Annotated in this window: 21 protein-coding genes and 1 pseudogene; 11 read left to right on the top strand and 11 right to left on the bottom strand. The window is 60.5% G+C overall.

Features of this window, described 5'->3' with window-relative positions:
• Positions 1-96: 96 nt before the first annotated feature.
• Together prpE and ACR3EN_RS00930 are read right to left on the bottom strand one after the other, a co-directional pair.
• On the bottom strand, positions 97-1986 hold the full coding sequence (gene prpE, locus ACR3EN_RS00935; protein ID WP_480820060.1) for a propionate-CoA ligase PrpE: 1890 nt from the start codon (positions 1984-1986) through the stop codon (positions 97-99).
• A gap of 283 nt (positions 1987-2269) precedes the next feature.
• Positions 2270-4543, bottom strand: a complete 2274-nt coding sequence (locus tag ACR3EN_RS00930; RefSeq protein WP_480857072.1) for an NADP-dependent malic enzyme — start codon at positions 4541-4543, stop codon at positions 2270-2272.
• Between the two features lie 175 nt (positions 4544-4718).
• On the opposite strand from ACR3EN_RS00930, the gene ACR3EN_RS00925 reads away from it, so the two are divergent.
• From ACR3EN_RS00925 to upp, 7 genes are all read left to right on the top strand, one after another.
• On the top strand, positions 4719-5417 hold the full coding sequence (locus ACR3EN_RS00925) for a hypothetical protein (RefSeq protein WP_480819489.1): 699 nt from the start codon (positions 4719-4721) through the stop codon (positions 5415-5417).
• Complete coding sequence (locus ACR3EN_RS00920; protein ID WP_480819490.1) at positions 5386-6483, top strand: cupin domain-containing protein; 1098 nt, start codon at positions 5386-5388, stop codon at positions 6481-6483. The genes ACR3EN_RS00925 and ACR3EN_RS00920 overlap by 32 nt, the downstream gene beginning before the upstream one ends.
• 99 nt (positions 6484-6582) lie before the next feature.
• A complete protein-coding gene (locus ACR3EN_RS00915; RefSeq protein ID WP_480819491.1) occupies positions 6583-6975 on the top strand; it encodes a cytidine deaminase in 393 nt (130 codons plus the stop codon).
• Entirely contained in the window at positions 6976-8283 is a 1308-nt protein-coding gene (locus ACR3EN_RS00910) for a thymidine phosphorylase (RefSeq protein WP_480819492.1), read from the top strand. It abuts the gene before it with no gap.
• Positions 8280-9491, top strand: a complete 1212-nt coding sequence (locus ACR3EN_RS00905; RefSeq protein WP_480819493.1) for a phosphopentomutase — start codon at positions 8280-8282, stop codon at positions 9489-9491. Before ACR3EN_RS00910 ends, ACR3EN_RS00905 begins: the two co-directional genes overlap by 4 nt.
• Entirely contained in the window at positions 9488-10474 is a 987-nt protein-coding gene (locus ACR3EN_RS00900; protein WP_480819494.1) for an adenosine deaminase, read from the top strand. The genes ACR3EN_RS00905 and ACR3EN_RS00900 overlap by 4 nt, the downstream gene beginning before the upstream one ends.
• On the top strand, positions 10471-11103 hold the full coding sequence (upp, locus tag ACR3EN_RS00895; protein WP_480819495.1) for a uracil phosphoribosyltransferase: 633 nt from the start codon (positions 10471-10473) through the stop codon (positions 11101-11103). Before ACR3EN_RS00900 ends, upp begins: the two co-directional genes overlap by 4 nt.
• Before the next feature lie 3 nt (positions 11104-11106).
• Here upp and ACR3EN_RS00890 read toward each other — a convergent pair.
• Positions 11107-12118: pseudogene (locus tag ACR3EN_RS00890) on the bottom strand (hypothetical protein).
• A gap of 143 nt (positions 12119-12261) precedes the next feature.
• Here ACR3EN_RS00890 and ACR3EN_RS00885 point away from each other — a divergent pair.
• Both ACR3EN_RS00885 and ACR3EN_RS00880 read left to right on the top strand, forming a co-directional pair.
• Positions 12262-13182 carry a DMT family transporter gene (locus tag ACR3EN_RS00885; protein WP_480819497.1) on the top strand — a complete coding sequence of 307 codons (921 nt, stop codon included), beginning with the start codon at positions 12262-12264 and terminating at the stop codon, positions 13180-13182.
• Between the two features lie 267 nt (positions 13183-13449).
• Entirely contained in the window at positions 13450-14145 is a 696-nt protein-coding gene (locus ACR3EN_RS00880; RefSeq protein WP_480819498.1) for a Hint domain-containing protein, read from the top strand.
• 59 nt (positions 14146-14204) lie between these two features.
• On the opposite strand, the gene ACR3EN_RS00875 is transcribed toward ACR3EN_RS00880, so the two are convergent.
• From ACR3EN_RS00875 to ACR3EN_RS00840, 8 genes are all read right to left on the bottom strand, one after another.
• Positions 14205-16406: a 3-hydroxyacyl-CoA dehydrogenase NAD-binding domain-containing protein gene (locus tag ACR3EN_RS00875; RefSeq protein ID WP_480819499.1), complete on the bottom strand. Its 2202-nt coding sequence runs from the start codon at positions 16404-16406 to the stop codon at positions 14205-14207.
• Positions 16399-16887, bottom strand: coding sequence for a cupin domain-containing protein (locus tag ACR3EN_RS00870; RefSeq protein ID WP_480819500.1), 489 nt, complete (start codon positions 16885-16887; stop codon positions 16399-16401). The genes ACR3EN_RS00875 and ACR3EN_RS00870 overlap by 8 nt, the downstream gene beginning before the upstream one ends.
• Positions 16887-18098 carry an acetyl-CoA C-acetyltransferase gene (locus ACR3EN_RS00865; protein ID WP_480819501.1) on the bottom strand — a complete coding sequence of 404 codons (1212 nt, stop codon included), beginning with the start codon at positions 18096-18098 and terminating at the stop codon, positions 16887-16889. Before ACR3EN_RS00865 ends, ACR3EN_RS00870 begins: the two co-directional genes overlap by 1 nt.
• A gap of 11 nt (positions 18099-18109) precedes the next feature.
• Positions 18110-18748: a glutathione S-transferase family protein gene (locus ACR3EN_RS00860; protein ID WP_480819502.1), complete on the bottom strand. Its 639-nt coding sequence runs from the start codon at positions 18746-18748 to the stop codon at positions 18110-18112.
• A 277-nt stretch (positions 18749-19025) separates the two neighbouring features.
• Positions 19026-19238, bottom strand: coding sequence for a hypothetical protein (locus ACR3EN_RS00855; RefSeq protein ID WP_480819503.1), 213 nt, complete (start codon positions 19236-19238; stop codon positions 19026-19028).
• A 53-nt stretch (positions 19239-19291) separates the two neighbouring features.
• A complete protein-coding gene (locus tag ACR3EN_RS00850; RefSeq protein ID WP_480819504.1) occupies positions 19292-21073 on the bottom strand; it encodes an acyl-CoA dehydrogenase C-terminal domain-containing protein in 1782 nt (593 codons plus the stop codon).
• 38 nt (positions 21074-21111) lie between these two features.
• Positions 21112-21513, bottom strand: a complete 402-nt coding sequence (locus ACR3EN_RS00845; protein ID WP_480819505.1) for a MerR family transcriptional regulator — start codon at positions 21511-21513, stop codon at positions 21112-21114.
• A gap of 172 nt (positions 21514-21685) precedes the next feature.
• The gene (locus tag ACR3EN_RS00840) at positions 21686-22054 is read right to left on the bottom strand and encodes a MerR family transcriptional regulator (protein WP_480531464.1); all 369 of its coding nucleotides are present in this window, start codon (positions 22052-22054) and stop codon (positions 21686-21688) included.
• Between the two features lie 117 nt (positions 22055-22171).
• On the opposite strand from ACR3EN_RS00840, the gene ACR3EN_RS00835 reads away from it, so the two are divergent.
• On the top strand, positions 22172-22591 hold the full coding sequence (locus tag ACR3EN_RS00835) for a PaaI family thioesterase (RefSeq protein ID WP_480819506.1): 420 nt from the start codon (positions 22172-22174) through the stop codon (positions 22589-22591).
• Between the two features lies 1 nt (position 22592).
• Positions 22593-23108 carry a PaaI family thioesterase gene (locus tag ACR3EN_RS00830; protein WP_480819507.1) on the top strand — a complete coding sequence of 172 codons (516 nt, stop codon included), beginning with the start codon at positions 22593-22595 and terminating at the stop codon, positions 23106-23108.

Here is a 23108-nt window from a genome sequence, read left to right as displayed (position 1 = left end):
CCTTCATTTGGCCATAAATATCCCGGAGCGCGAGGCAGAGCCTCGCACAACGCGCGTCAGCGCAAATCGGGCGCGCCGCAAGGCGCACCGCATGATTTATTGCGCATACCCAATGGTCTGCAGGGCCGAGGTGATTTCATCCAGAATAGCCGGATCGTCAATCGTGGCAGGCATCTTATACTCTTTGCCATCAGCGATCGAGACCATGGTCCCACGCAGGATCTTACCCGAGCGCGTCTTGGGCAGCCGATCCACAACCACAGCTTTCTTAAAGGCCGCGACAGGGCCGATCTTGTCTCGCACCATCTTGACGACATCGCTTACTACATCATCGTGGTCCCGGTCCGATCCTGCATTCAGGCACAAGAAGCCGACCGGCATCTGGCCCTTCAGCTGGTCTGACACCCCGATTACGGCACATTCAGCGACGTCAGGGTGGGCGGCCAGTACTTCTTCCATGCCCCCGGTCGACAGACGGTGGCCCGCGACGTTGATCACGTCATCGGTGCGCGCCATGATGTAAAGGTACCCGTCCTCATCAATCATCCCCGCATCGCCGGTCTCGTAGTAGCCCGGGAAGTGCTCCAGATAAGACTTCTTGAACCGATCCCCTGCGTTCCACAACGTCGGTAACGTGCCTGGAGGCAGCGGCAGCTTCACCGCAATTGCCCCCAGCTCTCCGGGTTTCATCGGATGTCCGCCTTCGTCCAGAATCTGGACGTCATAACCCGGCATCGGTTTCGCAGGTGATCCCAGCTTTACCGGCAACTCTTCAATCCCAAGCGGGTTCCCGGCGATAGCCCATCCGGTCTCGGTCTGCCACCAATGGTCGATGACCGGAACCTGCAGCGCCTCCTGCGCCCAGACAATGGTGTCGGGATCGGCGCGCTCGCCCGCAAGGAACAGAGCGTTCAGGCAGGACAGGTCGTATTTCGCCATCATCGCGGCCTTGGGGTCCTCGCGCTTGACGGCACGGATGGCAGTGGGCGCAGTGAAGAAGCTTTTGACCTTATGTTCCGAGATCACCCGCCAGAACGTGCCCGCATCGGGCGTGCCAACAGGCTTGCCCTCGAACACGATGGTTGTGTTGCCGTGGATCAGTGGGGCGTAGCAGATGTAGGAATGCCCTACGACCCAGCCCACATCCGAGGCGGCCCAGAAGACATCGCCGGGGTCGACATTGTAGATGTTTTTCATCGACCAGTTCAGCGCCACCAGATGCCCGGCCGTCGGTCGCACCACGCCCTTGGGTGCGCCAGTGGTTCCCGATGTATAAAGAATATAGGCCGGATCATTGCCGCTGACGGGCACACAATCTGCGGGTTCGGTCCCGTATTGGAACCCGTGCCAGTTGACGTCGCGCCCCTCGATCAGCTGTGCGACCTCTTGTTCGCGCTGGAAGATCACGCAGAACTCGGGTTTGTGGCTCGCAAGGTCGATGGCCCCGTCAAGCAGGGGTTTGTAATGCACGACGCGACCCGGCTCCATCCCGCACGAGGCTGCGATGATCGCCTTGGGCTTGGCGTCGTCGATACGCACAGCCAGCTCGTTGCTGGCAAAACCGCCAAATACAACCGAATGCACTGCGCCCAGGCGGGCGCAGGCCAGCATCGCCTCAAGCGCTTCGGGGATCATCGGCATATAGATGATGACCCGATCGCCTTTCTCGATCCCCTTCGCCCGCAGCGCACCAGCCAGATTGGCGACCCTGTTGCGTAGCTCGACATAAGAGATTTCCCGCTTGGTATGCGTGATCGGGCTGTCATAGATGATCGCGGTTTGCTCACCCCGGCCATTCTCGACATGCCGGTCAACCGCGTTCCAGCAGGTGTTCACCTTGGCATCGCTGAACCATTCGTACAAAGGCGCATTGTCGTCAAACAGGGCTTTGCTGGGGGGCTGGACCCAGTCGATCCCTTTGGCGGCGCCCATCCAGAACGCCTCGGGGTCGTTTTTCCAGCTTTCGTAAACGTCCTGATACGCCATCATGCTCTCCTCCAAAATCCTCGGATGATGTGTAAGGTGTCCGGTGGTCGTGCGACAAGCAATGCGACTGACGGCGCGTCAGTTTATCGCAAAGTATTTGCAGATTTCTGTCAGTCTGGCTGCAAATTTTTGCAAATACACCGCCGGAGCACGCCAAAACCGCGCTCAGAGCCGAATTTTGCAAAGTTGCAAATTTTCTGGTGCAAAAAACTGTGAGCGTTCAGAATCACACCGGGTGTTCTTTTGGGAACCCGGTGTGACCCACGATATGTCAGATTCGTGCTCAGCCGTAGTGAGCCACGGGCGTCCCGGCGATTGCAGCCATGTTCAGCAGTCCGCGCGCCGTGATCGAGGGCGTCACGATATGGGCCTTGTTGCCCATCCCCATCAGAATCGGCCCGACCTCAAGCCCGTCGGCCTTCATCTTGAGGATGTTGCGGACGCCGCTGGCCGCGTCTGCGTGGGCGAAAATCAGAACGTTGGCTGCCCCCTGCAGGCGCGAGTTCGGGAAGATGCGCGCGCGCAATTCCGGGTCCAGCGCGACATCCAGGTTCATTTCACCCTCATAGGTGAAATCGCGTGGTTCTGAGTCGAGAATTTTCAGCGCCTCGCGCAGCCGTTTGCCCGAGCCTTCGGCCTGATTGCCAAACTGCGATTGTGAACAGAAGGCGATCTTGGGCTCCAGTCCGAAACGCCGGACGTGCCGCGCGGCGCCGATCGTGGACTCGGCCAGCTCTGCTGGTGAGGGCAACTGGCGCACATGGGTATCGGCGATGAACAACGGGCCGTCTTCGAGGATCATCAGCGACAGCGCCCCGTGCGGGCGCAGGTTGCCACCATCGAGCACCTGCTCAACATAGTTAAGATGCCAGCGATATTCGCCAAACGTGCCGCAGATCATGCTGTCGGCCTCACCGCGATGCACCATGATCGCAGCGATAGCGGTGTTGTTCGTCCGCATGATGGCCTTTGCAAGGTCGGGTGTTACACCCCGGCGCTGCATAATCTGGTGGTACGAGTTCCAGTAGTCATAGTATCGCGGGTCGTCCTGAGGGTTCACGATCTGGACATCCTGTCCCGGACGCACCGTCAGCCCCAGTCGTTCGCACCGCGCGTTGATCACGTCGGGTCGCCCGATCAGGATCGGCGTTTCCGTGGTCTCTTCCAGAATGGCCTGAGCGGCACGCAGGACGCGTTCGTCCTCGCCCTCGGCAAAAACGATCCGGCGTGACGCGGCGGCAGCAGCTTCGAACACCGGCCGCATCAGCAGAGCAGACTTGAAGACAGTCTGATTCAGGCGCTCTTTATAGGCTTCAAGATCGTCGATCGGGCGTTTGGCAACGCCACTTTCCATTGCTGCCTTGGCAACGGATGACGACACGACGCCGACAAGACGCGGGTCAAAGGGTTTGGGGATCAGGTAGTCGGGCCCAAAAGTCAGTTGCTCACCCTTGTAGGCGGCGGCGGCTTCGGCGCTAGTGGTCGCGCGCGCCATCTCGGCGATGCCGTCGACACATGCGATCTGCATGGCGTCATTGATCTCGGTCGCACCCACGTCCAGCGCGCCCCGGAAGATGAAGGGGAAACACAGGACGTTGTTCACCTGATTGGGGAAGTCGCTGCGGCCCGTCGCTATGATCGCATCCGGTGCAACCTCCCGCGCGGCTTGCGGCAGGATTTCCGGGGTCGGGTTGGCCAAGGCGAAGATGATCGGCGTTTTCGCCATTTTCGCCACCATTTCCGGCTTGAGAACATTAGGCCCGCTAAGTCCCAGAAACAGGTCGGCCCCGCCGATCACATCATCCAGCGTGCGCAGATCTGTTTTTTGCGCAAACTGGTCCTTGTGCGGGTTCATATCCTCGGCGCGGCCCTCGTAGACCAGTCCATGAATGTCGCACAGCCAGATGTTCTCTCGTTTCACGCCCAGTTTGACGAGCATGCTGAGGCAGGCGATCCCCGCCGCGCCGCCACCGGTCGAGACGATCTTGATGTCTTCGAACTTCTTGCCCGCGACATGCAAGGCATTCTTGGCCGCTGCACCGACCACGATCGCGGTGCCATGCTGGTCATCGTGGAAGACCGGGATATTCATCCGCTCTCGGCACAGCTTTTCCACGATGAAACAATCCGGGGCCTTGATGTCTTCAAGGTTGATTGCGCCGAAAGTCGGTTCCAGCGCGCAGACGATATCAGCCAGTTTCTCGGGGTCAGGCTGATCCACTTCGATGTCGAAACAATCGATCCCGGCGAATTTCTTGAACAGAACCGCTTTGCCTTCCATCACAGGTTTCGAGGCCAGCGCGCCGATATTGCCCAGCCCCAGGACTGCCGTGCCGTTGGACACCACAGCAACAAGGTTGCCGCGCGCCGTGTATTTCTCGGCATTGGCCGCATCGGCCTTGATCTCAAGGCTGGCTTCGGCAACGCCGGGAGAGTAGGCGCGTGCAAGGTCGCGACCATTCGCCATCGGCTTGGTGGCTTTGATCTCAAGCTTTCCCGGTTTTGGATGGGCATGATAGTCAAGGGCGGCCTGCCGCAGGCTGGGTGTGTCAGACATCGGCGTTCGAACTCCGTTCCAGAATTTGTTTGATCGTTAAACTATTTTTTTCGGCTTGGCTACGCTGCGTCAGCCTAAGTCATCACGCAGACGTTCCTTGCGCTTTGTCGTAAAACTTTTACATTCAGCCAATTCGCCAGACACTTCAAGTTTTGCAGGCGGCAGGACCAAGAACATGAGCTACAAAGACGATCTCTACCCCCCGTTGGTGGATGCTGATCCTGTTGCTTCGAACAGAGCGGGGCGGCTGTTTGCGCGCTTGGCGCTGTTTGCCGGCGGCCTGTTGTTGTGCGTGATCCTGATCTGGCCACAGCAAGCCGCGATCTTCAATCAGGAAGGCGGTCTGATCGAGACGCTTTCAGCAGCGGCCCTGTTTACGGCAGGGCTGGTTGCGCTGGTCAGGTACCGGGGGATCAGCCGCGCCTATATCGGGCTGGTCTGCCTGCTGTTGGCCGAACGCGAGCTTGAGGCGGACGTCTATGCCGAGGGCAGCCTGCCCTTTGTGTTGCTGCACGGTCTGGACGTACTGCTGGATATGACGGCGGTGCGGGTTTTGCTGGGGCTGGTCATAGTCGGTGGGGCCGTCTGGCACGGCATCCCTTCTGCTTGGCGGGCGCTGAAACAGCGGGCTCTGTTCCTGCTGGTGTTTGTTCTGGCCGGAGCGGCCGCCGTTGTGGCGCAGCTTCTGGAAGAGGTCAGCGGTTTTCTTGATGTCGGCGTTTCGTCTTTGATGGCGACGCGTCTGTTTGTTCTGGAAGAAACGCTTGAGATGTACTTTTCGGTTGGTATTTTGGCGGCTGTTCTGATCGGATGGCCGAGATCGAAGACCAAAGAGATGCCAAATGACCTCGACCGAAAGCCAGACACGCGCTGAGATTCGCCTGCCGACACAGGAACTGCGCGACGATATTCCATTTTATACCAAGGTTCTGGGGATGCGGATGGACATGATCTATCCCGCTGATGACCCACGCATAGCTGTGTTTTCGGGGCATGGTCTGCGGCTGCGGATCGAAAAGGACGCGCCCGAGGCCGCAGGCACCTTGCGCATTCTGACCGAGGATCCGGATGGGTTTGCCGACGGTCAGCGCAGCCTTGTTGCGCCGAATGGCACGCGGGTCGAGATCGAGGAACTGAACCCCCCGATGGTGATGCCCGAGACGGTGCACTCTTACGTGGTGCGCCGCCTCAAGGATCAGGCCCCGTGGATCATCGGACGGGCCGGAATGCACTATCGCGATCTGGTGCCGGACCGTCTGGGCGGCTCAATCATTGCCAGCCATATCCGCATCCCGGATGGCGGCCCGGTGCCGGATATGGTGCATTTCCACAAGGTCGGGTTTCAGCTGATCTTCTGCATTCATGGCTGGGTTGATGTGGTTTATGAGGATCAGGGCGAAAAGATGCGCCTGACCGCCGGGGATTGCTTTATCCAACCGCCGGAAATCCGTCACCGGGTCCTGGAAGCCTCGGACAACGTGCAGGTGATCGAGATCGGAGTGCCCGCCGAGCATGTGACCGAGATCGACCATCAGATGGAATTGCCCACCCCGGATTATCGCCCGGATCGTGAATGGCAGGGGCAACGGTTCGTCTACAATCAGGCCAAGGATGCTGCGTGGGTGCCCTTCCGCTTACCGGGTTACATCTGCCGCGACACGACGATTGCCGAGAACACCAAGGGCGTCGCCGGGGTGCAGGTCGTGCGTCGGGGGCAGGGCGACCCGGAGTGGGCCAGCCATGACACGGATATCCACTTTACGTTCGTCATGAACGGCGAGGTGACGTTGGAAGGCGAAGGGCGCGATCCCTTCCGGTTGGAACAGGGCGATGCGTTTGTAATTCCACCGGGTATGCGGACCCGGTTGTCTGACCCTTCGGATGACATCGAACTGCTTGAGGTCACGCTGCCCGGCACCTTCAACACCACGCTGGGCTAGAAGCCTGTGGATAACCGCGCCCTGGGGCTTCAAATCACCGGGCGATTTCCTTTAGGGTGCGGTATTCTGACCAAGTGATCAAAAAATCGGGAATCGCCCATGTCTCTGAAAGATGCCGCGCGCGCCGTTCGGGAAAACGCCCATGCGCCTTATTCCAATTTCAAGGTTGGGGCCGCGATCCGGTCTGGCTCGGGCCAGACGTATGTCGGGTGCAATGTCGAGAACGTCGCCTATCCCGAAGGCACATGCGCCGAGGCCGGGGCTATCGCCGCAATGGTCGCCGCGGGTGAAACAGAATTGACCGAGGTCTACGTGGTCGCCGGCAGCCCGCAGCCGGTACCGCCCTGTGGCGGCTGCCGCCAGAAACTGGCCGAATTCGGCAAAGGCGATGTTGTGGTTACGATGGCAACCGTCGACGGCGTTGAAACCCGCACCACTATTACTGATCTGCTGCCCGGTGCCTTTGGGGCCTCGCATATGGAAGGCAACTGAATGGACGCCCGCTCGATCATTGCCAAGCTGCGCCGGTCTGAGGTGCCCTCGGGCGAGGAACTGCACTGGTTCGCGCAAGGCCTCGCGGATGGGGGCGTCAGCGATGCGCAGGCGGGGGCTTTTGCCATGGCGGTCTGCATGGGCGGGCTGGGTGCGCAGGGGCGGGCCGATCTGACTCGTGCCATGCGCGACAGCGGCGAGGTGCTGCACTGGGATCTGGACGGCCCGGTGATCGACAAGCATTCGACCGGGGGTGTCGGGGATTGCGTCAGCCTCGTTCTGGCCCCGGCGCTGGCGGAATGCGGGGCCTATGTTCCCATGATCTCGGGCCGGGGGCTGGGTCATACCGGCGGCACGCTGGACAAGCTTGAGGCTATTCCCGGCGTGACAACCCAGATTGGTCAGAGCCGTCTGGCGCAGGTTCTGAAAGACGCGGGTGCTGCGATTGTGGGGGCCACCGGCCAGATCGCGCCAGCGGATAAGCGGCTCTATGCGATACGCGATGTGACGGCGACGGTGGAAAGCCTCGATCTGATCACGGCGTCGATCCTGTCCAAGAAACTGGCCGCCAGCCCAGACGCACTGGTGCTGGACGTCAAGGTGGGCAGCGGGGCGTTCATGAAAACGCTCGACGATGCGCGCAGGCTGGCGCAGGCGCTGACCGAGACAGCGAATGCGGCGGGGTGCAAGACTTCGGCGGTGATCACCGATATGAACCAGCCGCTCGCTCCGGCGCTGGGCAATGCGCTGGAAGTGGCCGAGGTGATGCGGGCCATGACCAGCGGGCAGGATTCGCCTCTGGCCCATATCTCTGCCGAACTGGGCGGCGTGTTGATGGCAGATGCTGGGATGTGCGCCTCGGTCGAAGAGGGCACGGCGCAGATCGCCGAAGTAATCCGCGATGGCCGTGCCGCTGAACGGTTTGGCCGGATGATGGCCGCCGTCGGAGGTCCGGTGCATTTCGTCGACACATGGGCGCGGTTCCTGCCCGAGGCCAACGTGATTCAGGAAGTGCCCGCGCCACACGATGGTTATATCTCGGCCATCGATGGCGAGGCGCTGGGCCTTGCCGTGGTTGCGCTGGGCGGCGGGCGTCAGGTCGAAAGCGATGAGATTGACCCGGCGGTCGGATTGTCTGGCATCTTACGGTTGGGCGAGACGGTTCAGAAAGGCGCACCGCTGGCCGTGGTCCATGCCGCACGCGAAGACGCAGCGCGGCAGGCATCTGAGGTGGTGCTGAATGCCGTGACGATCAGCGATACGCCCGTGGATCAACCGCCGCATGTGCATGAAAGGATCAGCGCATGAGCCGCGCTTTCCTTGTGGTGATGGATTCGGTTGGCATCGGGGGCGCGCCGGATGCCGATCAGTTCTTCAACGGCACCGTACCGGATACCGGTGCGAACACGGTGGCCCATATCGCGCAGGCCTGCGCTGAGGGACGCGCCGAAGACGGGCGTTCGGGCCCTTTGCGCCTGCCCAATCTCGATGCGTTGGGTCTGGGGGCTGCGGTGCGGCTGGCCTCGGGTGACGCAACGCCGGGGCTGGACGCCACGCCAACGGGGCTCTGGGGTTGCGCGCACGAATATTCACCGGGCAAGGATACGCCCTCGGGCCATTGGGAACTGGCGGGTTTGCCTGTGCCGTGGGACTGGCACTATTTCCCAGACACCAAGCCCGCATTCCCCCCTGATCTCAGCCGGGCCGCTGCCGAGGCGGCTGGAACCGACGGAATCCTCGGCGATTGTCACGCATCGGGCACGGCCATCATCGCGGAGCTCGGCGCCGAGCATATGCGTACCGGCTGGCCGATCTGCTATACCTCTGCCGACAGCGTCTTTCAGATCGCGGCACATGAGGACAGCTTTGGCCTCGACCGTTTGCTGGACATGTGCCGAACACTGGCCCCGCAATTGCATAAGATGAAAGTGGGTCGCGTGATCGCGCGGCCCTTCGTGGGATCGCCAGAGGATGGTTTCACCCGCACCACCAACCGCAAGGATTTCGCCATCCTGCCGCCCGCGCCGGTGCTGACGAACTGGGCGCAGGACGCTGGCCATCGCGTTCATGCGGTGGGGAAGATCGGCGACATCTTCTCGATGCAGGGGATTGATACGCTGCGCAAAGGTTCGGATGCGAGCCTGATGCGGCATCTCTCGGAACTGGTGGATGAGGCCGAAGAGGGCAGCCTGACCTTCGCCAATTTCGTGGAGTTCGACAGTCTCTATGGCCACCGCCGAGATATCAGCGGCTATGCCCGTGCGCTGGAATGGTTCGACCGTGAGATTGGGGTGATCCTGCAAAACCTGCGCCCCGGAGACCTGATGCTGCTGACCGCAGATCACGGCAATGATCCCAGTTGGACCGGGACCGATCACACGCGCGAACAGGTGCCTGTGCTAGTGGCCGGGCAGGGTGCGGGCGAGATCGGCCAGATCAACTTTGCTGATGTCGCGGCCAGTATCGCTCACCATCTGAACATTCCGTCGCAAGGACCGGGGCGGAGCTTTCTATGACCGTTGCCGACCTGCCCAAGATCGAACTGCATCTGCATCATGAAGGCGCAGCCCCGCCCGCTTTTATCCGTCAGTTGGCGCATGAAAAGAAGGTGGATCTCAGCGGCATTTTCAAGCCCGATGGCTCCTACGACTTCCGTGACTTCGCTCACTTCCTCAGTGTCTATGAGGCGGCCTGCGAAGTGCTGAAGTCGCCCGAAGATTTCCGCCGCCTGACGCTGGCGATCCTCGAAGAAAGCGCGTCGAATGGCGTGGTCTATACCGAGACCTTTCTCAGCCCCGACTTCTGCGGTGGTGGCGATCTGCACGCGTGGCGCGACTATCTGACCGCAATTCAGGACGCTGCGGACGAGGCCGAGCGCAAGTTCAACATCACCCTGCGCGGGGTAGTGACCTGCGTACGCCATTTCGGTCCCGAGCAGGCCAAGCGCAGCGCCTTTTGCGCGGCTGAGACGGCTGGAGACTGGATCACCGGCTTTGGCATGGGCGGCAACGAAGGCGTCCATACGCAGGGCGATTTCGCGTGGGCCTTTGATTGCGCGCGCGAGGCCGGATTGCGCCTGACCACCCATGCCGGAGAATTCGGCGGGCCCGACAGCGTACGGGATGCCATTCGTGATCTGGGGGTCGAACGGGTTGGGCACGGCGTGCGGGCTTACGAGAACCCGGACCTGATCCGCGAACTGATCGACCAGGATGTAACGCTTGAGGTCTGTCCGGGCTCGAACGTGGTGCTGGGTCTGTTTCCCGATTTCGCTGCCCACCCGATTGCCAAGCTGCGCGATGCGGGCGTGAAGGTCACGGTCTCAACCGATGACCCGCCGTTTTTCCATACCACAATGCGCCGTGAATATGAGATGTTGGCTGCAGCCTTTGGCTGGGAGGCCGAAGACTTTGCCGAATTGAACCAGAACGCACTGAACGCGGCATTCTGTGATGAAGACACCCGCGCGCGGGTCAAGAAAAGACTGGAGAACTCATGAGCGAACATCTGACCGTCGTCGACCACCCGCTGGTGCAGCACAAACTGACGCTCATGCGGGACAAGGGCACCTCGACCGCCGCGTTCCGGCAGCTTTTGCGTGAGATTACGCTGCTGCTGGCCTATGAGGTCACGCGTGAGATGCCGCTGACCACCCGCCATATCGAAACCCCGATGGAAGAGATGGACGCACCTATTCTGGCGGGCAAGAAACTAGCGCTGGTGTCGATCCTGCGGGCTGGGAACGGAATGCTGGACGGGGTACTGGAATTGATCCCCTCGGCTCGTGTGGGTTTTGTCGGGCTTTACCGCGATGAAAAGACGCTGGAGCCGGTACAGTATTACTTCAAGGCCCCGGAAGGGCTGAAGGATCGACTGGTCATCGCCGTTGATCCGATGCTGGCGACCGGTAACAGTTCGGCCGCCGCGATTGATCTGCTGAAAGAGGCGGGCGCCACCGATATCCGGTTCCTGTGCCTGCTGGCCTCGCCCGAAGGGGTTGCGCGCATGAAAGAGGCGCATCCGGATGTGCATATCGTCACGGCGGCGCTGGACCGTGAGCTGAACTCGAAGGGGTATATCATGCCCGGCCTCGGCGATGCCGGAGATCGCATGTTCGGTACCAAATAAGCGCTATTGCCCGCAGATATTCTGCAGCCGGACCCAGTCGCGGTCCGGCAATACCTGTTCCAGAGTGCGCCCTGCCATCGGGTCGGCCTCGATCAGGCCCAGAACGGTCTCGCCAGTGATATCGCGGGCATATGCGTATGGCGTCGAGGGCAGGGCAGCCTGTGCGAACACGGCCAGAAGGTCGTTGTCGGTGATCGTCGGGCGCGGCTCTGACAGCACCTGTTCGGTATAGGCGTCCACGATTTCGGGGGTCAGCTCACCCGTGGTCAGCAACCGGAAGGCTGTCGTGGGGCCGGTCCGGTCCAACAGCTCATCCAGCGGGTCTTGTTGCGCCGCGCGCGCGTGCTGCAATCACATAGCCTGCGGCAACGGCGGGGTCCTCGTGATCCTCGACCAGAGCCCGGTTCAACAGAACCGTCCCGCCCGGCAGGCTGAGGCTGTCCGGCACCCCAGCGGGCAGGATCACGATCTGCCGGACTCCCGTCCGGCGCGCCAGTCGATCCAGCGAGTCCTGTGCGTCGGGTGAGGTGCAGGCTTTGCCTGAAACACGTTCGATCCGGTGCAGAATCGCATTACCGATCTCTTGCCGTTTGATCTCGGGCACCACGGCGACCACGTGGCGCTGCAATGCGCCGGGCAGCCAGAACAGCAGCAAGGCAACAACCGCCAATACTACCCCTGCGACACTGAGCCAGCGCAGCCGACCGGGATGCGGTCGCGCGCGGTCGATGGCGCGTTGCAGGCGGTCGATGGCTTCGATCATCGTGGTCTCGGTTTCGGGCAGCTCCAACGTCTCACCCGGGTCGCCGTCGGGGTGGAAGATCGCCGGATAGGCTCCGGGGTTTTGCCGCTCCAGCGCGGCCAGCGACCAATGAGTCAGCGCCCGGTCGTTGAAATCCGAGATGGTCAGTGTGGCCTCGCCAATGGACACCACGACCTCGCGCCGCTGCTCGTCGGGCGTGGGGCGCCACAGACCGGTGGCTTCGATCCGCTGATACTGTTTGAGTGCGGTCATCGGGTAAAGCTGCTCGAGTATTATTTTGCCCCGAGCCTAGCATGTTGAAAACCAACGGCGCAAACCTGTTGCGCGCGGTTTCGAAAATATGCTGACTGGGCCGGATCGGGGCGAGCGTATTTGCGGCAAGGGGGATATCAGGGGTGGAACACGAGAGGTCCTCGGCGCTGGCATCGATGCTGATGGTCTGTGCGATGGCAATCATCGGCGTCATCGACAACTTCGTGATTCGTCTGGCAGGGACCATCGGGCTATGGCAATTCCACCTGTGCCGTGCCCTGCTTATGCTGCCGCTGATCGCTTGCCTGTCGTTGCTGGGGCTGGGTAGCCTGAGACCCCGCCGCTATGGCATCGTCGCGCTGCGTAGTGTTTTGATCACTCTGGCCATGCTGTTCTATTTCAGCGCACTGGCGCTGATGCCGATCGCGCAGGCACTGGCCGGGTTGTTCACGTCACCCATCTTTGTGCTGCTTATCTCGGCCCTGATCCTGAAGCAGCATATCGGGCCATGGAGGATCGTTGCCGTCCTGTTGGGCTTCTCGGGTATCCTGTGCGTGTTGCAGCCCGATCCACAATCCTTCGACATCAAAACCCTGCTACCCGTGGCCGGTGGTTTCTTCTATGCCCTCAGCGCCGTCGTCACGCGCACCCATTGCGCGGGCGAAAGCACCGTCGCTCTGTTGGCCGCGATGGTGGCGACGCTTGGTTTGGCCGGAGGGGTGGGGCTGGTCTGGTTGGCACTATCTCCGGCTACAGCGGTGGCCGGGCCCGAGGGGTTCGTGCTGCGCGGCTGGGTCTGGCCGATGCACGCGGCGGTGCCGTGGGTTGTGGTGCAGGCTGTCGGCTCGACAATCGCGGTGTTCATGCTGATCAAAGCCTATCAACTGGGCGAACCGTCTTATGTGGCGGTGTTCGAATACTCGGTCATGATCTTCGGTCCGCTGTTTGCATGGGTGGCCTTTGGGCAATCCGTGGGCGTGATGCAGATCATCGGCATCGCGATGATCGCAACGGCAGGGGTCTTGCTGGGGTGGAGAGAACGTCGTCTGCTGGCCCAACCCTGAACCGGATTCGCGCCCCGTCGTTTCCGCAGGGCGTCCAAACCCGCGTTCGCCTGCGGCTTTGTCCACCGAAATCCGGCTAAATGCGGCGAAATTAACCGAAATTTGCCCCAAATGTGGCGAAACTAAGCCCCTTTAAGGCACAACACTCAGACCCTTCTGTTTTGTTTGAAGGTGCCAAAAAGGGGAAGGCACGTGTTAGAAGTAGTGAGTGTTTCGGGGTATTCGAAACAGGAAGACAGGGGCCGGGGGGCCTTTTCGGGGACAGCCGTGTCAGTACGTCGTGGGGGCCTACTGCACGGAACCAAGGTTGCAACAACCAGCGGTTGGAAACCGGTCGAAAGATTGGTCGCGGGTGATCTGGTGCGCACACTGGATCACGGCTTTCGCGAGCTTCGGCGCGCCAGCGTCGACCGTATCGTTGTTCCCGGAGATGAGCGACGGGCCGAGCATCTGCCGGTGCTTGTCCCGTCGCGCGCGGCCTATAACGGGCGACCTGTCTGGCTGATGCCTGAACAGGGCATGGCGCTGGATCAGGGCAAGCTGGGTTTGGGGATCGAGGGTATCTCGATTGTGCCCGCCCGCATGCTCAGCGGGGTGGGGCGGTTGCATTCGCAGACACCGGCCCAGACCTTTGATGTGACGTCATTATTTTTCGATCAGGATGAGGTCGTGTTCATCGAAGGCGGGTTTCAGGCCTATTGTCCGGCCGGCCGGATGGTGGCGGCTCTGGGGCCGACAAGCGCCTATGAGGTCGCTGATGCCGAGGATGCCGAACTGTTGATCGAAGCGGTTGCAACCAGGGGCGATATTTCCGCTTTTGCAAACCCATTGGGTGCACTGCCTGCACCCATCCCGCAAGAACCGATTTTCCCGATCCGGCCCCCTTCGGGGATACGCCGACCGGGGCGTCCGGGACGGCCGAGTATGCCGCCTTTGTTTCTGCGGCCTGAATGGCAGACCTGACCTAACACTTCAAAAAGAATGATGCAGGCGCATGACCTTATGCGCCTGCATCTGTTTTCTTACGCGGCCTCAGCTTCCGGGTTGAACCGACCATAGAAGCTTTGGCCTTTTTCGGCCATTTCACGCAGCAGCGGTGGGCAGGCAAAACGTTCGCCATAGGCCTCGGCCAGCTGACCGCAACGCTCGGCTGCGTAGGGCGTGCCGATGATGTCCAACCAGCTCAGCGGGCCACCGGACCAAGGCGCAAAGCCCCAGCCCAAGATCGCGCCCACGTCGCCTTCACGGATGTCTTCCAGAACGCCTTCTTCCAGCGCACGGACGGCTTCCAGAACCTGTGCGAACATCAGACGTTCCTGCACCTCGATCAGGTCAGGCTGCTCGGCGGCCAGCGGGTACTTGTCCTGCAGACCCTTCCAATATTCGACGCGCTTGCCCTTGTCGTCATAGTCGAAGAAGCCAGCATTGGCCTTGCGACCCAAACGGCCCTGTTCCTCCATCCAGAAGATCAGATCGTCCGAGGGGCTTTCGGGATAGGCATCACCCATCGCCGCCTTGGTCGCCCGTGCAATCTTGGCACCCAGATCGATCGAAGTCTCGTCCGTAAGTTGGATCGGTCCGACCGGGAAGCCCAGCTGACGCGCCGCGTTGTCGATCAGGATGGGGCTGACGCCCTCGGTGATCATGCGCGCACCTTCGTTGATGTAGGGGATGATGCAGCGGTTGGCGTAGAAGAAGCGCGCATCGTTGACCACAATCGGCGTCTTGCGGATCTGGCGTACGTAGTCCAGAGCCTTGGCGACCGCGCGATCACCGGTTTCCTTGCCTTTGATGATCTCGACCAGGAACATCTTCTCGACCGGCGAGAAGAAGTGGATGCCAATGAACTGCTCGGGCCGCACCGAGGCCTTCGCCAGATCGGTGATCGGCAGGGTCGAGGTGTTCGAGGCAAAGATGCAATCCTCGGGGATGATCGCCTCGACCTTCTTGGTCATCTCGGCCTTGACGCCGGGGTCTTCGAACACCGCCTCGATGATCAGATCACAGCCTTTCAGGTGCTCCAGATCGGGGGTCGCGGTGATCTGCGCCAGCAGGGCCTCTTTCTTCTCAGCGGTGGCTTTGCCGCGCTTGATGCCTTTGTCCATGTAGCTCTCGCTATAGGCCTTGCCCTTGTCGGCGGCAGCCTGATCACGGTCGACCAGAACAACCTCCATCCCGGCCTGCGCCGAGACCAGCGCGATACCAGCCCCCATCATGCCCGCGCCCAGAACACCGACTTTTTTGACGCGCTGATCGGCCACATCTTTGGGGCGGACCGCGCCTTTCTCCAACGCTTCCTTGTTCAGGAACAGCGACCGGATCATTGCCGATGAGGACGGGTTCATCAGGACATTGGTGAACCACCGCGCCTCGATCTTCAGGGCGGTGTCGAAGTCAACCAGCGCGCCTTCGTAGATCGAACTCAGCAGAGCCTTTGCCGCCGGGAAAGCACCTTGTGTCTTGCCGTTCACCATCGCGTTTGCGCCAACGAAGGTCATAAAGCCAGCCGGGTGATACGGCGCGCCGCCGGGCATTTTGTAGCCCTTCGCGTCCCATGGCTTGACCAGATCGGCGTCCTTGGCATTCAGAACCCATTCCTTTGCTGCGGCAACTGGATCGTCCGCGACCGCGTCGATCAACTGCGCGCCTTTGGCTTTCTTCGAGTCCATCATCTTGCCTTCCAGCAGGACCGGAGCCGCCGCCATCGCGCCAACCATACGGCTATAGCGCATGGTGCCGCCGCCACCGGGGAAGATACCCAGCAGGATCTCGGGCAGGCCGATCTTCGCTTTGGCATTCGAGGTCATAACACGGTGATGACAGGCCAGCGCAATCTCGGTCCCGATCCCGGCGCAGGTGCCGTTGATGGCGCAGGCCACCGGCTTGCCGCCTTTCTTGGTCTTCGGATCCATACCTGCCAGTTCCAACCGACGCAGAATGTTGTGGCCGCTCATGACGAAGTCAAATAGCGCCTGAGCGGGTTCATCACCGGCCTCCTGACGGATCGTGGCAAGCGTGCTCAGGTCCATGCCGCCAGCGAACGAACCTTCCTTGCCGCTGGTAATCACGATGCCTTTGATCTCATCATCCGCCAGCGCCTGATCGATCAGTTCGCCGACCAGAGTGAAGGCCTCGCGCGACAGAACGTTCATGGATTTTCCCGGAACGTCCCAGGTGATGAAGGCGACGCCGTCTGCGTCTTTGCTGAGGGTGAAATCAGTCATTGTCATCTCCAATCTGGTCAGCCGTCAGCGGGCTGCCATCCTTGCGGGTGAAGGCGAACCCGTTCTCGTCGTCCTTCACCATCATGTCTATGTCGCTGTAATAGCCGGTCTCGGTCGGGGTCCGTGTGCCCACCACTAGAAAACTCGCGGGCGCATCGGTTCTGTTCACAAGGTGATGGCCATTGGCCTCACCAGCGGGCCAGGCGGCGCAATCGCCGGGCAGCATCTGGTGCTCACCGTCATCGTCGATCAGCACGCATTCGCCGCTGAGCATGATGGCAAACTCGTCCTGCTCCATATGATAATGGCGCAGTGAGGACAGGGCCTGCGGCTCCAGCCGCACGATGTTGACCCCGAACTGGGTCAGTCCACCCGCATCGCCGACGCCCTGGTTGAAGCGGCCTCCAACCGCCTCGGCCAGTTTGCCGGGATAGGACGAACCGCCCCTGTAGGGGATTTGCGAAAGGTCCAGCTTGGGCATCAGACCCGCTCGATAATGGTTGCCGCCCCCATGCCGGACGCAATGCAGAGCGTGGCCAGACCGGTTTCCTTGTCCTGACGCTCCAACTCATCCAGCAGGGTGCCGATGATCATCGCGCCGGTTGCGCCCAGCGGGTGACCCATCGCGATAGAACCGCCATTGACGTTAACCAAAGCGGGATCGACATCGAACGCCTGCTGGAACCGCAGCACGACCGAGGCGAAGGCTTCGTTCACCTCGAACAGGTCCAGGTCACTGATCTGCATGCCATTGTCAGCAAGGATTTTCTCGGTCACCGGAACCGGGCCGGTCAGCATGATGGTCGGGTCGGTGCCGATCTTGGCTGTGGCCTTGATACGTGCGCGGGGTTTCAGGCCGTATTTCTCACCGAATTCCTTATTCCCGATCAGAACCGCAGCTGCACCGTCCACGATGCCCGAGCTGTTGCCGGCGTGGTGGATGTGGTTGATCCGCTCAAGATGCGGGTACTTCATCATCGCGACCTTGTCGAAGCCCGGCATCTGCTCACCCATCATCGCGAAAGACGGGTTCAAAGCACCCAGCGACTGCATGTCAGTACCGGGGCGCATGTATTCGTCACGATCCAGAATGGTCAGGCCGTTCTGGTCCTTGATCGAGATCACCGATTTCTCGAACCGGTTGTCTTCCCAAGCCGCCGCCGCGCGTTTCTGAGACTCAACGGCCAGTGCGTCGGCGTCGTCGCGGCTGAACCCATACTCGGTCGCAATGATGTCGGCCGAGATGCCCTGCGGCACGAAATAGGTCTCCATTGCCAGCGTCGGGTCCACAGCAATCGCGGCACCGTCGCTTCCCATGGCCACGCGGCCCATCATCTCAACACCGCCCGCGATGTAGGCCTCGCCTGCGCCGCCTTTGACCTGGTTGGCTGCAAGGTTCACGGCTTCCATACCCGAGGCACAGAACCGGTTGATCGCCAGACCGGGGATCGATTGATCCAGATCGGACGCCAAAACAGCCGAGCGCGCCAGACAGCCGCCTTGCTCCATGACTTGGGTGACGTTGCCCCAGATCACGTCCTCAACGGCGTGACCTTCCAGATTATTGCGCTCTTTCATCGCGTTCAGGGTCAGGGCGGACAGCCGCACTGAGGTCACCTCGTGCAGGCTGCCATCCTTGCGGCCTTTGCCGCGCGGGGTGCGCAGGGCGTCATAAATGTAAGCTTCGGTCATGGGTCTTCTCCTCAAGCTCGATCCGACGGATTGCCGGGCATCAGGTCATAGGGGTGTTTCCAGCCGGGCTGTTCGCTGAGGCGCGTCAGCCAGGCGTCGATGTTGGGCCAGTCGGCGCGATCAAAGCCGAAGGGTTCGGGGTAATAAAGATAACCGCAGCAGCTGAGATCGGCATTGGTCACGCCATCCCCAACGATCCAGTCGCGGCCTTCCAGATGTGCGTTCAGCACGCCATAAGCGGCCTTCAAACGCCCTTGGTTGAAGGCGATGACATCCGCATTGCGATGCTCTTCGGGTAGGAAGTTGCACAGAAACCGGGTCAAGCCAGCCACCGAGCTGAGCTTGTGGTTGTCCCACAAAACCCAGCGGAAGATATCATAATTCTGGTCGCGATCTTTGCCGCCGAATTTGCCGGACTTCTCGGTCACATATGCCTGAATCGCGCCCGACTGGCTGGTGCTGAAATCGCCGTCGACCATCACCGGCGCTTCGCCCATTGCATTTACTTCAGCACGGTATTCCGGCGTTCGCGTTGCCCCGCCAAAGAAATCGACAAAGACCGGCTCCCAATCCAGTCCGGACATCTCAAGCGCGAGGGCGGCCTTGTACGAGTTCCCGCTTTCTCCGAAGCAATGAAGCTTGATGGTCATAAGAACGCCCCTCCCATGGCGTGTGCGGTTAGGTCGGAAATGAGTATTTGTGAAAAGATGAAGTTGCTTTCGTAACGTTCAATTAACGGTCTTCTGTCTTCATGACCCTGCGGTACAGGCTGGAGAGCCGATGGCCGTAAAAGGTGAAGTCGTCCCTGTCCTGATGGCGAGTGCGCCCGGTGGCAGGGACGCATCGCATCTTCATCTTTTCAAAAATACTCCCGCCGGAGGCATCTGAGCTCAGAGCTCGCGATGCCGGTTGATTTGCATTTTGTTTTCACCGCTTGCGCGCCTCCAACTCCGAGTTGAAAATGCGCAGCCTGTGCGTCAGGTTTTCGTGATCAATCACGCTGTTGAAGTTCTCGAACAGAAATGACAGTGCTTCACCTTCATCAAGACCGGCCTCGCGCGCGAAGCCGCGCAGTTTGCGATAACCTTCTTCGGTCATGGCGACCGGAAATCGGCGGGTCAGGCGAAAGCGTTTCGGCATCTTGTCTCCTTTGAATGTGGGTTCGGGTTTCAGTGCCCGAACCCACCCTGAGATCAGAAGTTCGCAGCGTCCAGTGCCATCACCGTGTCCGCACCTGTCTGGATGCGGGACAGGTGCATGGCGGTCGCGGGCAGGCGGCGGGCCATGTAGAAACGACCGGTGTTGATCTTGGTCTCGTAGAACTCTTTGTCCGAGGCTCCACCGTCCAGCGCGTCTTGTGCGGCCTTGGCCATCTGTGCCCACATCAGGCCCAGGCACACATGGCCGAACATGTGCATGAAGTCATAAGAACCAGACAGAGCGTTGTTGGGGTTCTTCATGCCTTCCTGCATGAAATACATGCCTGCGGCCTGCAGATCTTTGGACGCGGCTTTCAGTGGTTCGATGAAGGCTTCATCATAGGCCTCGTTCTGGCCTGCGTTTTCTTTGCAGAAGGTTTTGACCATCTCGAAAAACGCCATGACGTGCTTACCGCCATCCTGCGCGAGCTTACGACCAACGAGATCAAGCGCCTGAACGCCGTTTGCGCCCTCATAGATCATCGCGATACGGGCATCGCGGGTGTATTGCGACATGCCCCATTCTTCGATGTAGCCATGGCCGCCATAGACCTGCTGCGCCTGAACGGTCATGTCGTAGCCTTCATCCGTCAGGAAGCCCTTGATGACCGGTGTCAGCAGCGAGATCAGCCCGTCCGCGTCCTTGTCACCCGAGCGATGCGCCTTGTCGATCATCGTTGCGCCCCACAGGATGAACGCGCGCGCACCCTCGGTAAAGCTTTTCTGATCCATAAGGTTGCGGCGAATGTCCGGGTGAACGATCAGTGGATCGGCAGGGCCATCGGGGTTCTTTACGCCGGTCACGTCGCGGCCTTGCAGGCGGTCCTTCGCATACTCCAAGGCGTTCTGGAACGCGGCTTCGGCCTGTGCCAGACCTTGCATGCCCACACCCAGACGCGCTTCGTTCATCATGGTGAACATGGCGCGCATGCCTTTGTGTTCTTCGCCCAGCAGCCAGCCGGTTGCTTCGTCATAGTTCATGACGCAGGTCGAGTTGCCGTGGATGCCCATTTTCTCTTCGATCTTGCCGACCGACACACCATTGCGTTCGCCCAGCGAGCCGTCTTCGTTGACGATGAACTTCGGCACGATGAACAGAGACACACCCTTGATGCCCTCGGGGCCGCCGGGAATCTTCGCCAGCACCAGATGGATGATGTTGTCAGCCATGTCGTGATCACCGGACGAGATGAAAATTTTCTGGCCGGTGATTTTATAGCTGCCGTCGCTCTGCGGTTCCGCCTTGGTGCGCATCAGGCCCAGATCGGTGCCGCAATGCGGTTCGGTCAGGTTCATGGTGCCGGTCCATTCACAGCTAACCATGTTGGGAAGGTAGGTATTCTTCTGCTCTTCAGACCCGTGCGCCAAGATCGCTGAAGCCGCCCCATGGGTCAGGCCCTGATACATCACAAATGCCTGGTTTGCGCCCGAGAAGATCTCGCCCACGGCCGTCCCCATGACGTAGGGCATGTTCTGGCCGCCATACTCTTCCGGCATGTCGAGGCCCGTCCAGCCGCCTTCCTTCATCTGCTCGAAGGCATCTTTGAAACCCGTAGGGGTGTAGACAATCCCGTTCTCCAACCGGCACCCTTCGGTGTCGCCCACCACGTTCAGTGGGTGCAGCACGTTGGTGGCCACTTTGCCTGCTTCCTCCAGCACGGCTGCGGTGAATTCGGTCTCAAGCTCGGAATAACCGGGGATATCTGAGGCCGAGACCTTCAGAACGTCATGCAGGATAAACTGTGTGTCTTTTGTTGGCGCGTTATAGACGGGCATGTGAAGCTCCCTTAATTCATATGTCCGAGAGGGCGGGCTTATTCAGCCGCCTTCTTTTCCTGTTTCATCGAGGCGATAACCTTCTCGCCCCAGCGCAACTGCTCTTTCAGTTCGTCGATGGCCTGTGTCAGCTCTTCGCGGCGTGATTCCATGTCGGCCAGACGCTCGCACGCGATTTCATAGGTGCGGGACATCTGGGTGACCTGCTGGTCGCCCACATGGTACAGGTCCAGAAGCTGGCGGATTTCTTCGAGGCTGAAGCCAAAGCGCTTGCCGCGCAGGATCAGTTTCAGGCGTGCGCGGTCCCGTTTGGTGAACAGGCGCTTCTGGCCCTCGCGGATCGGAAACAAAAGCTCTTTGGCCTCGTAGAACCGCAAAGTGCGGGGCGTGACATCATAGGTCTCGCACATTTCGCGGATGGTCAGCAGATCTTCGGTCATGGTTCAAACTCTCATCACTGGCGTCATGTTGATTGAGTTGCGCAGTCGATGAGCGTTTTACAACACACAAGTGACGTTTACGTAATGTGGACGCTGCGTCACAAATAAGTTGACGTAACATCCGGCCGCGTAAAGGGTGGTTTCGAGAAATTTTCTTGCCGTAAGGGAAGGGCTATTTCAGCAGCTCAACCGTCTGATTGCGAAGCTGCTGCAGCGCGTCCATCGCCTCATCCAGTTGCGCGCGCTGCTGGCGCAGCTCTTCCATCTGGCGATCTGCCATCTCGATAAACGTCGCCATCTGGGCCTGATTGCCCTGATCTTCATAGATCAGCAGCCATTGGCGGATTTCTTCCAGCGGGAACCCGAACTTGCGGCCCCGCAGGATCAGCTTCATCCGGGCGCATTCACGGGGGCCGTAAAACCGCGACCGGCCTTCGCGGTCGGGCTGCAGCAATTCGATATATTCGTAGTAACGCAGGGTGCGCGGAGTCACGTCGAACTCGGCGCACATTTCTTTGAATGACAAACGGGTGTCGGACATTCCGGGTCTCCTCGGCTGCAACCTAGGGTGTTGGGCGGGCAAGCGCAACAGGTGGGCTTGCCCTTGACGCAGGCGCAGGCCCATAAAGGGGCAGGCACAAGGACAGGACCCAACCCTATGGTCGACAAGACAGTTTTAGCGCGCCAATTCATCGAGGCGATCCCGCATGCCAAGGCTTTGGGACTCGATTTGACCCATATCGGTGAGGGTGAGGCCGAAATCTCGATGCCCTATAACGAAAAGCTGATTGGCGATCCTCGCACCGGGGTGATCCATGGTGGCGCGGTGTCTGCGATGCTGGACACCTGTTGCGGTGCTGCGGTGATGAGCCATCCATCCGCCCCGGGCGGCACGGCCACCATCGACCTGCGCATCGACTATATGCGTGCGGCAACGCCGGGACAGAGCATCCGCACCCGCGCCACGTGCTATCACATCACGCGCAACGTTGCATTTGTGCGCGCAACCGCAACGGATGATGACAGCGACCGCCCCGTCGCCACCGCCTCGGGCGCATTCACAGTGGAGGGTCGCTGACATGGCGCGCGCGCGACCCGAACCCATGCAGGTGGTCAAGCACCGCCGCGACGCCGCGCTGACAGCGCTGGTCGAAGGGGTGCCCTATATCCAATTCCTGAACATCACATTCGACCGACGCGGGGATGAGCTGACCGGTGTATTGAATTTCGACGAAAAGCTGATCGGCAATCCGTTTCTGCCCGCCATCCATGGCGGCGTAACGGCGGCCTTTCTCGAAGTCACCGCCGTCATCACTCTGAGTTGGGAGCATATGTTCCCAAGGATCGAAAGCGGTGAGATCGATGCCGAGGATATTCTGACTAACGAAAATATCCGCTTTCCCAAGACCATCGATTTCACCGTCGACTACCTGCGCTCGGGCCTGCCGCGCGATGCTTATGCGCGGGCGTTCATCAACCGGTCGGGGCGGCGCTATGCCTCGGTCCGGGTCGAGGCGTGGCAGGACAACCACGCCAAGCTGTTTGCGCAGGGTACGGGGCATTTCCTGATGCCGCAGCCTCCGACACAGGCCTAA

The sequence above is a fragment of the Ruegeria sp. G7 genome (assembly GCF_056535465.1).
Note: the sequence above shows the minus strand (reverse complement) of the source record. Positions and strands in the feature narration are given on the sequence as shown.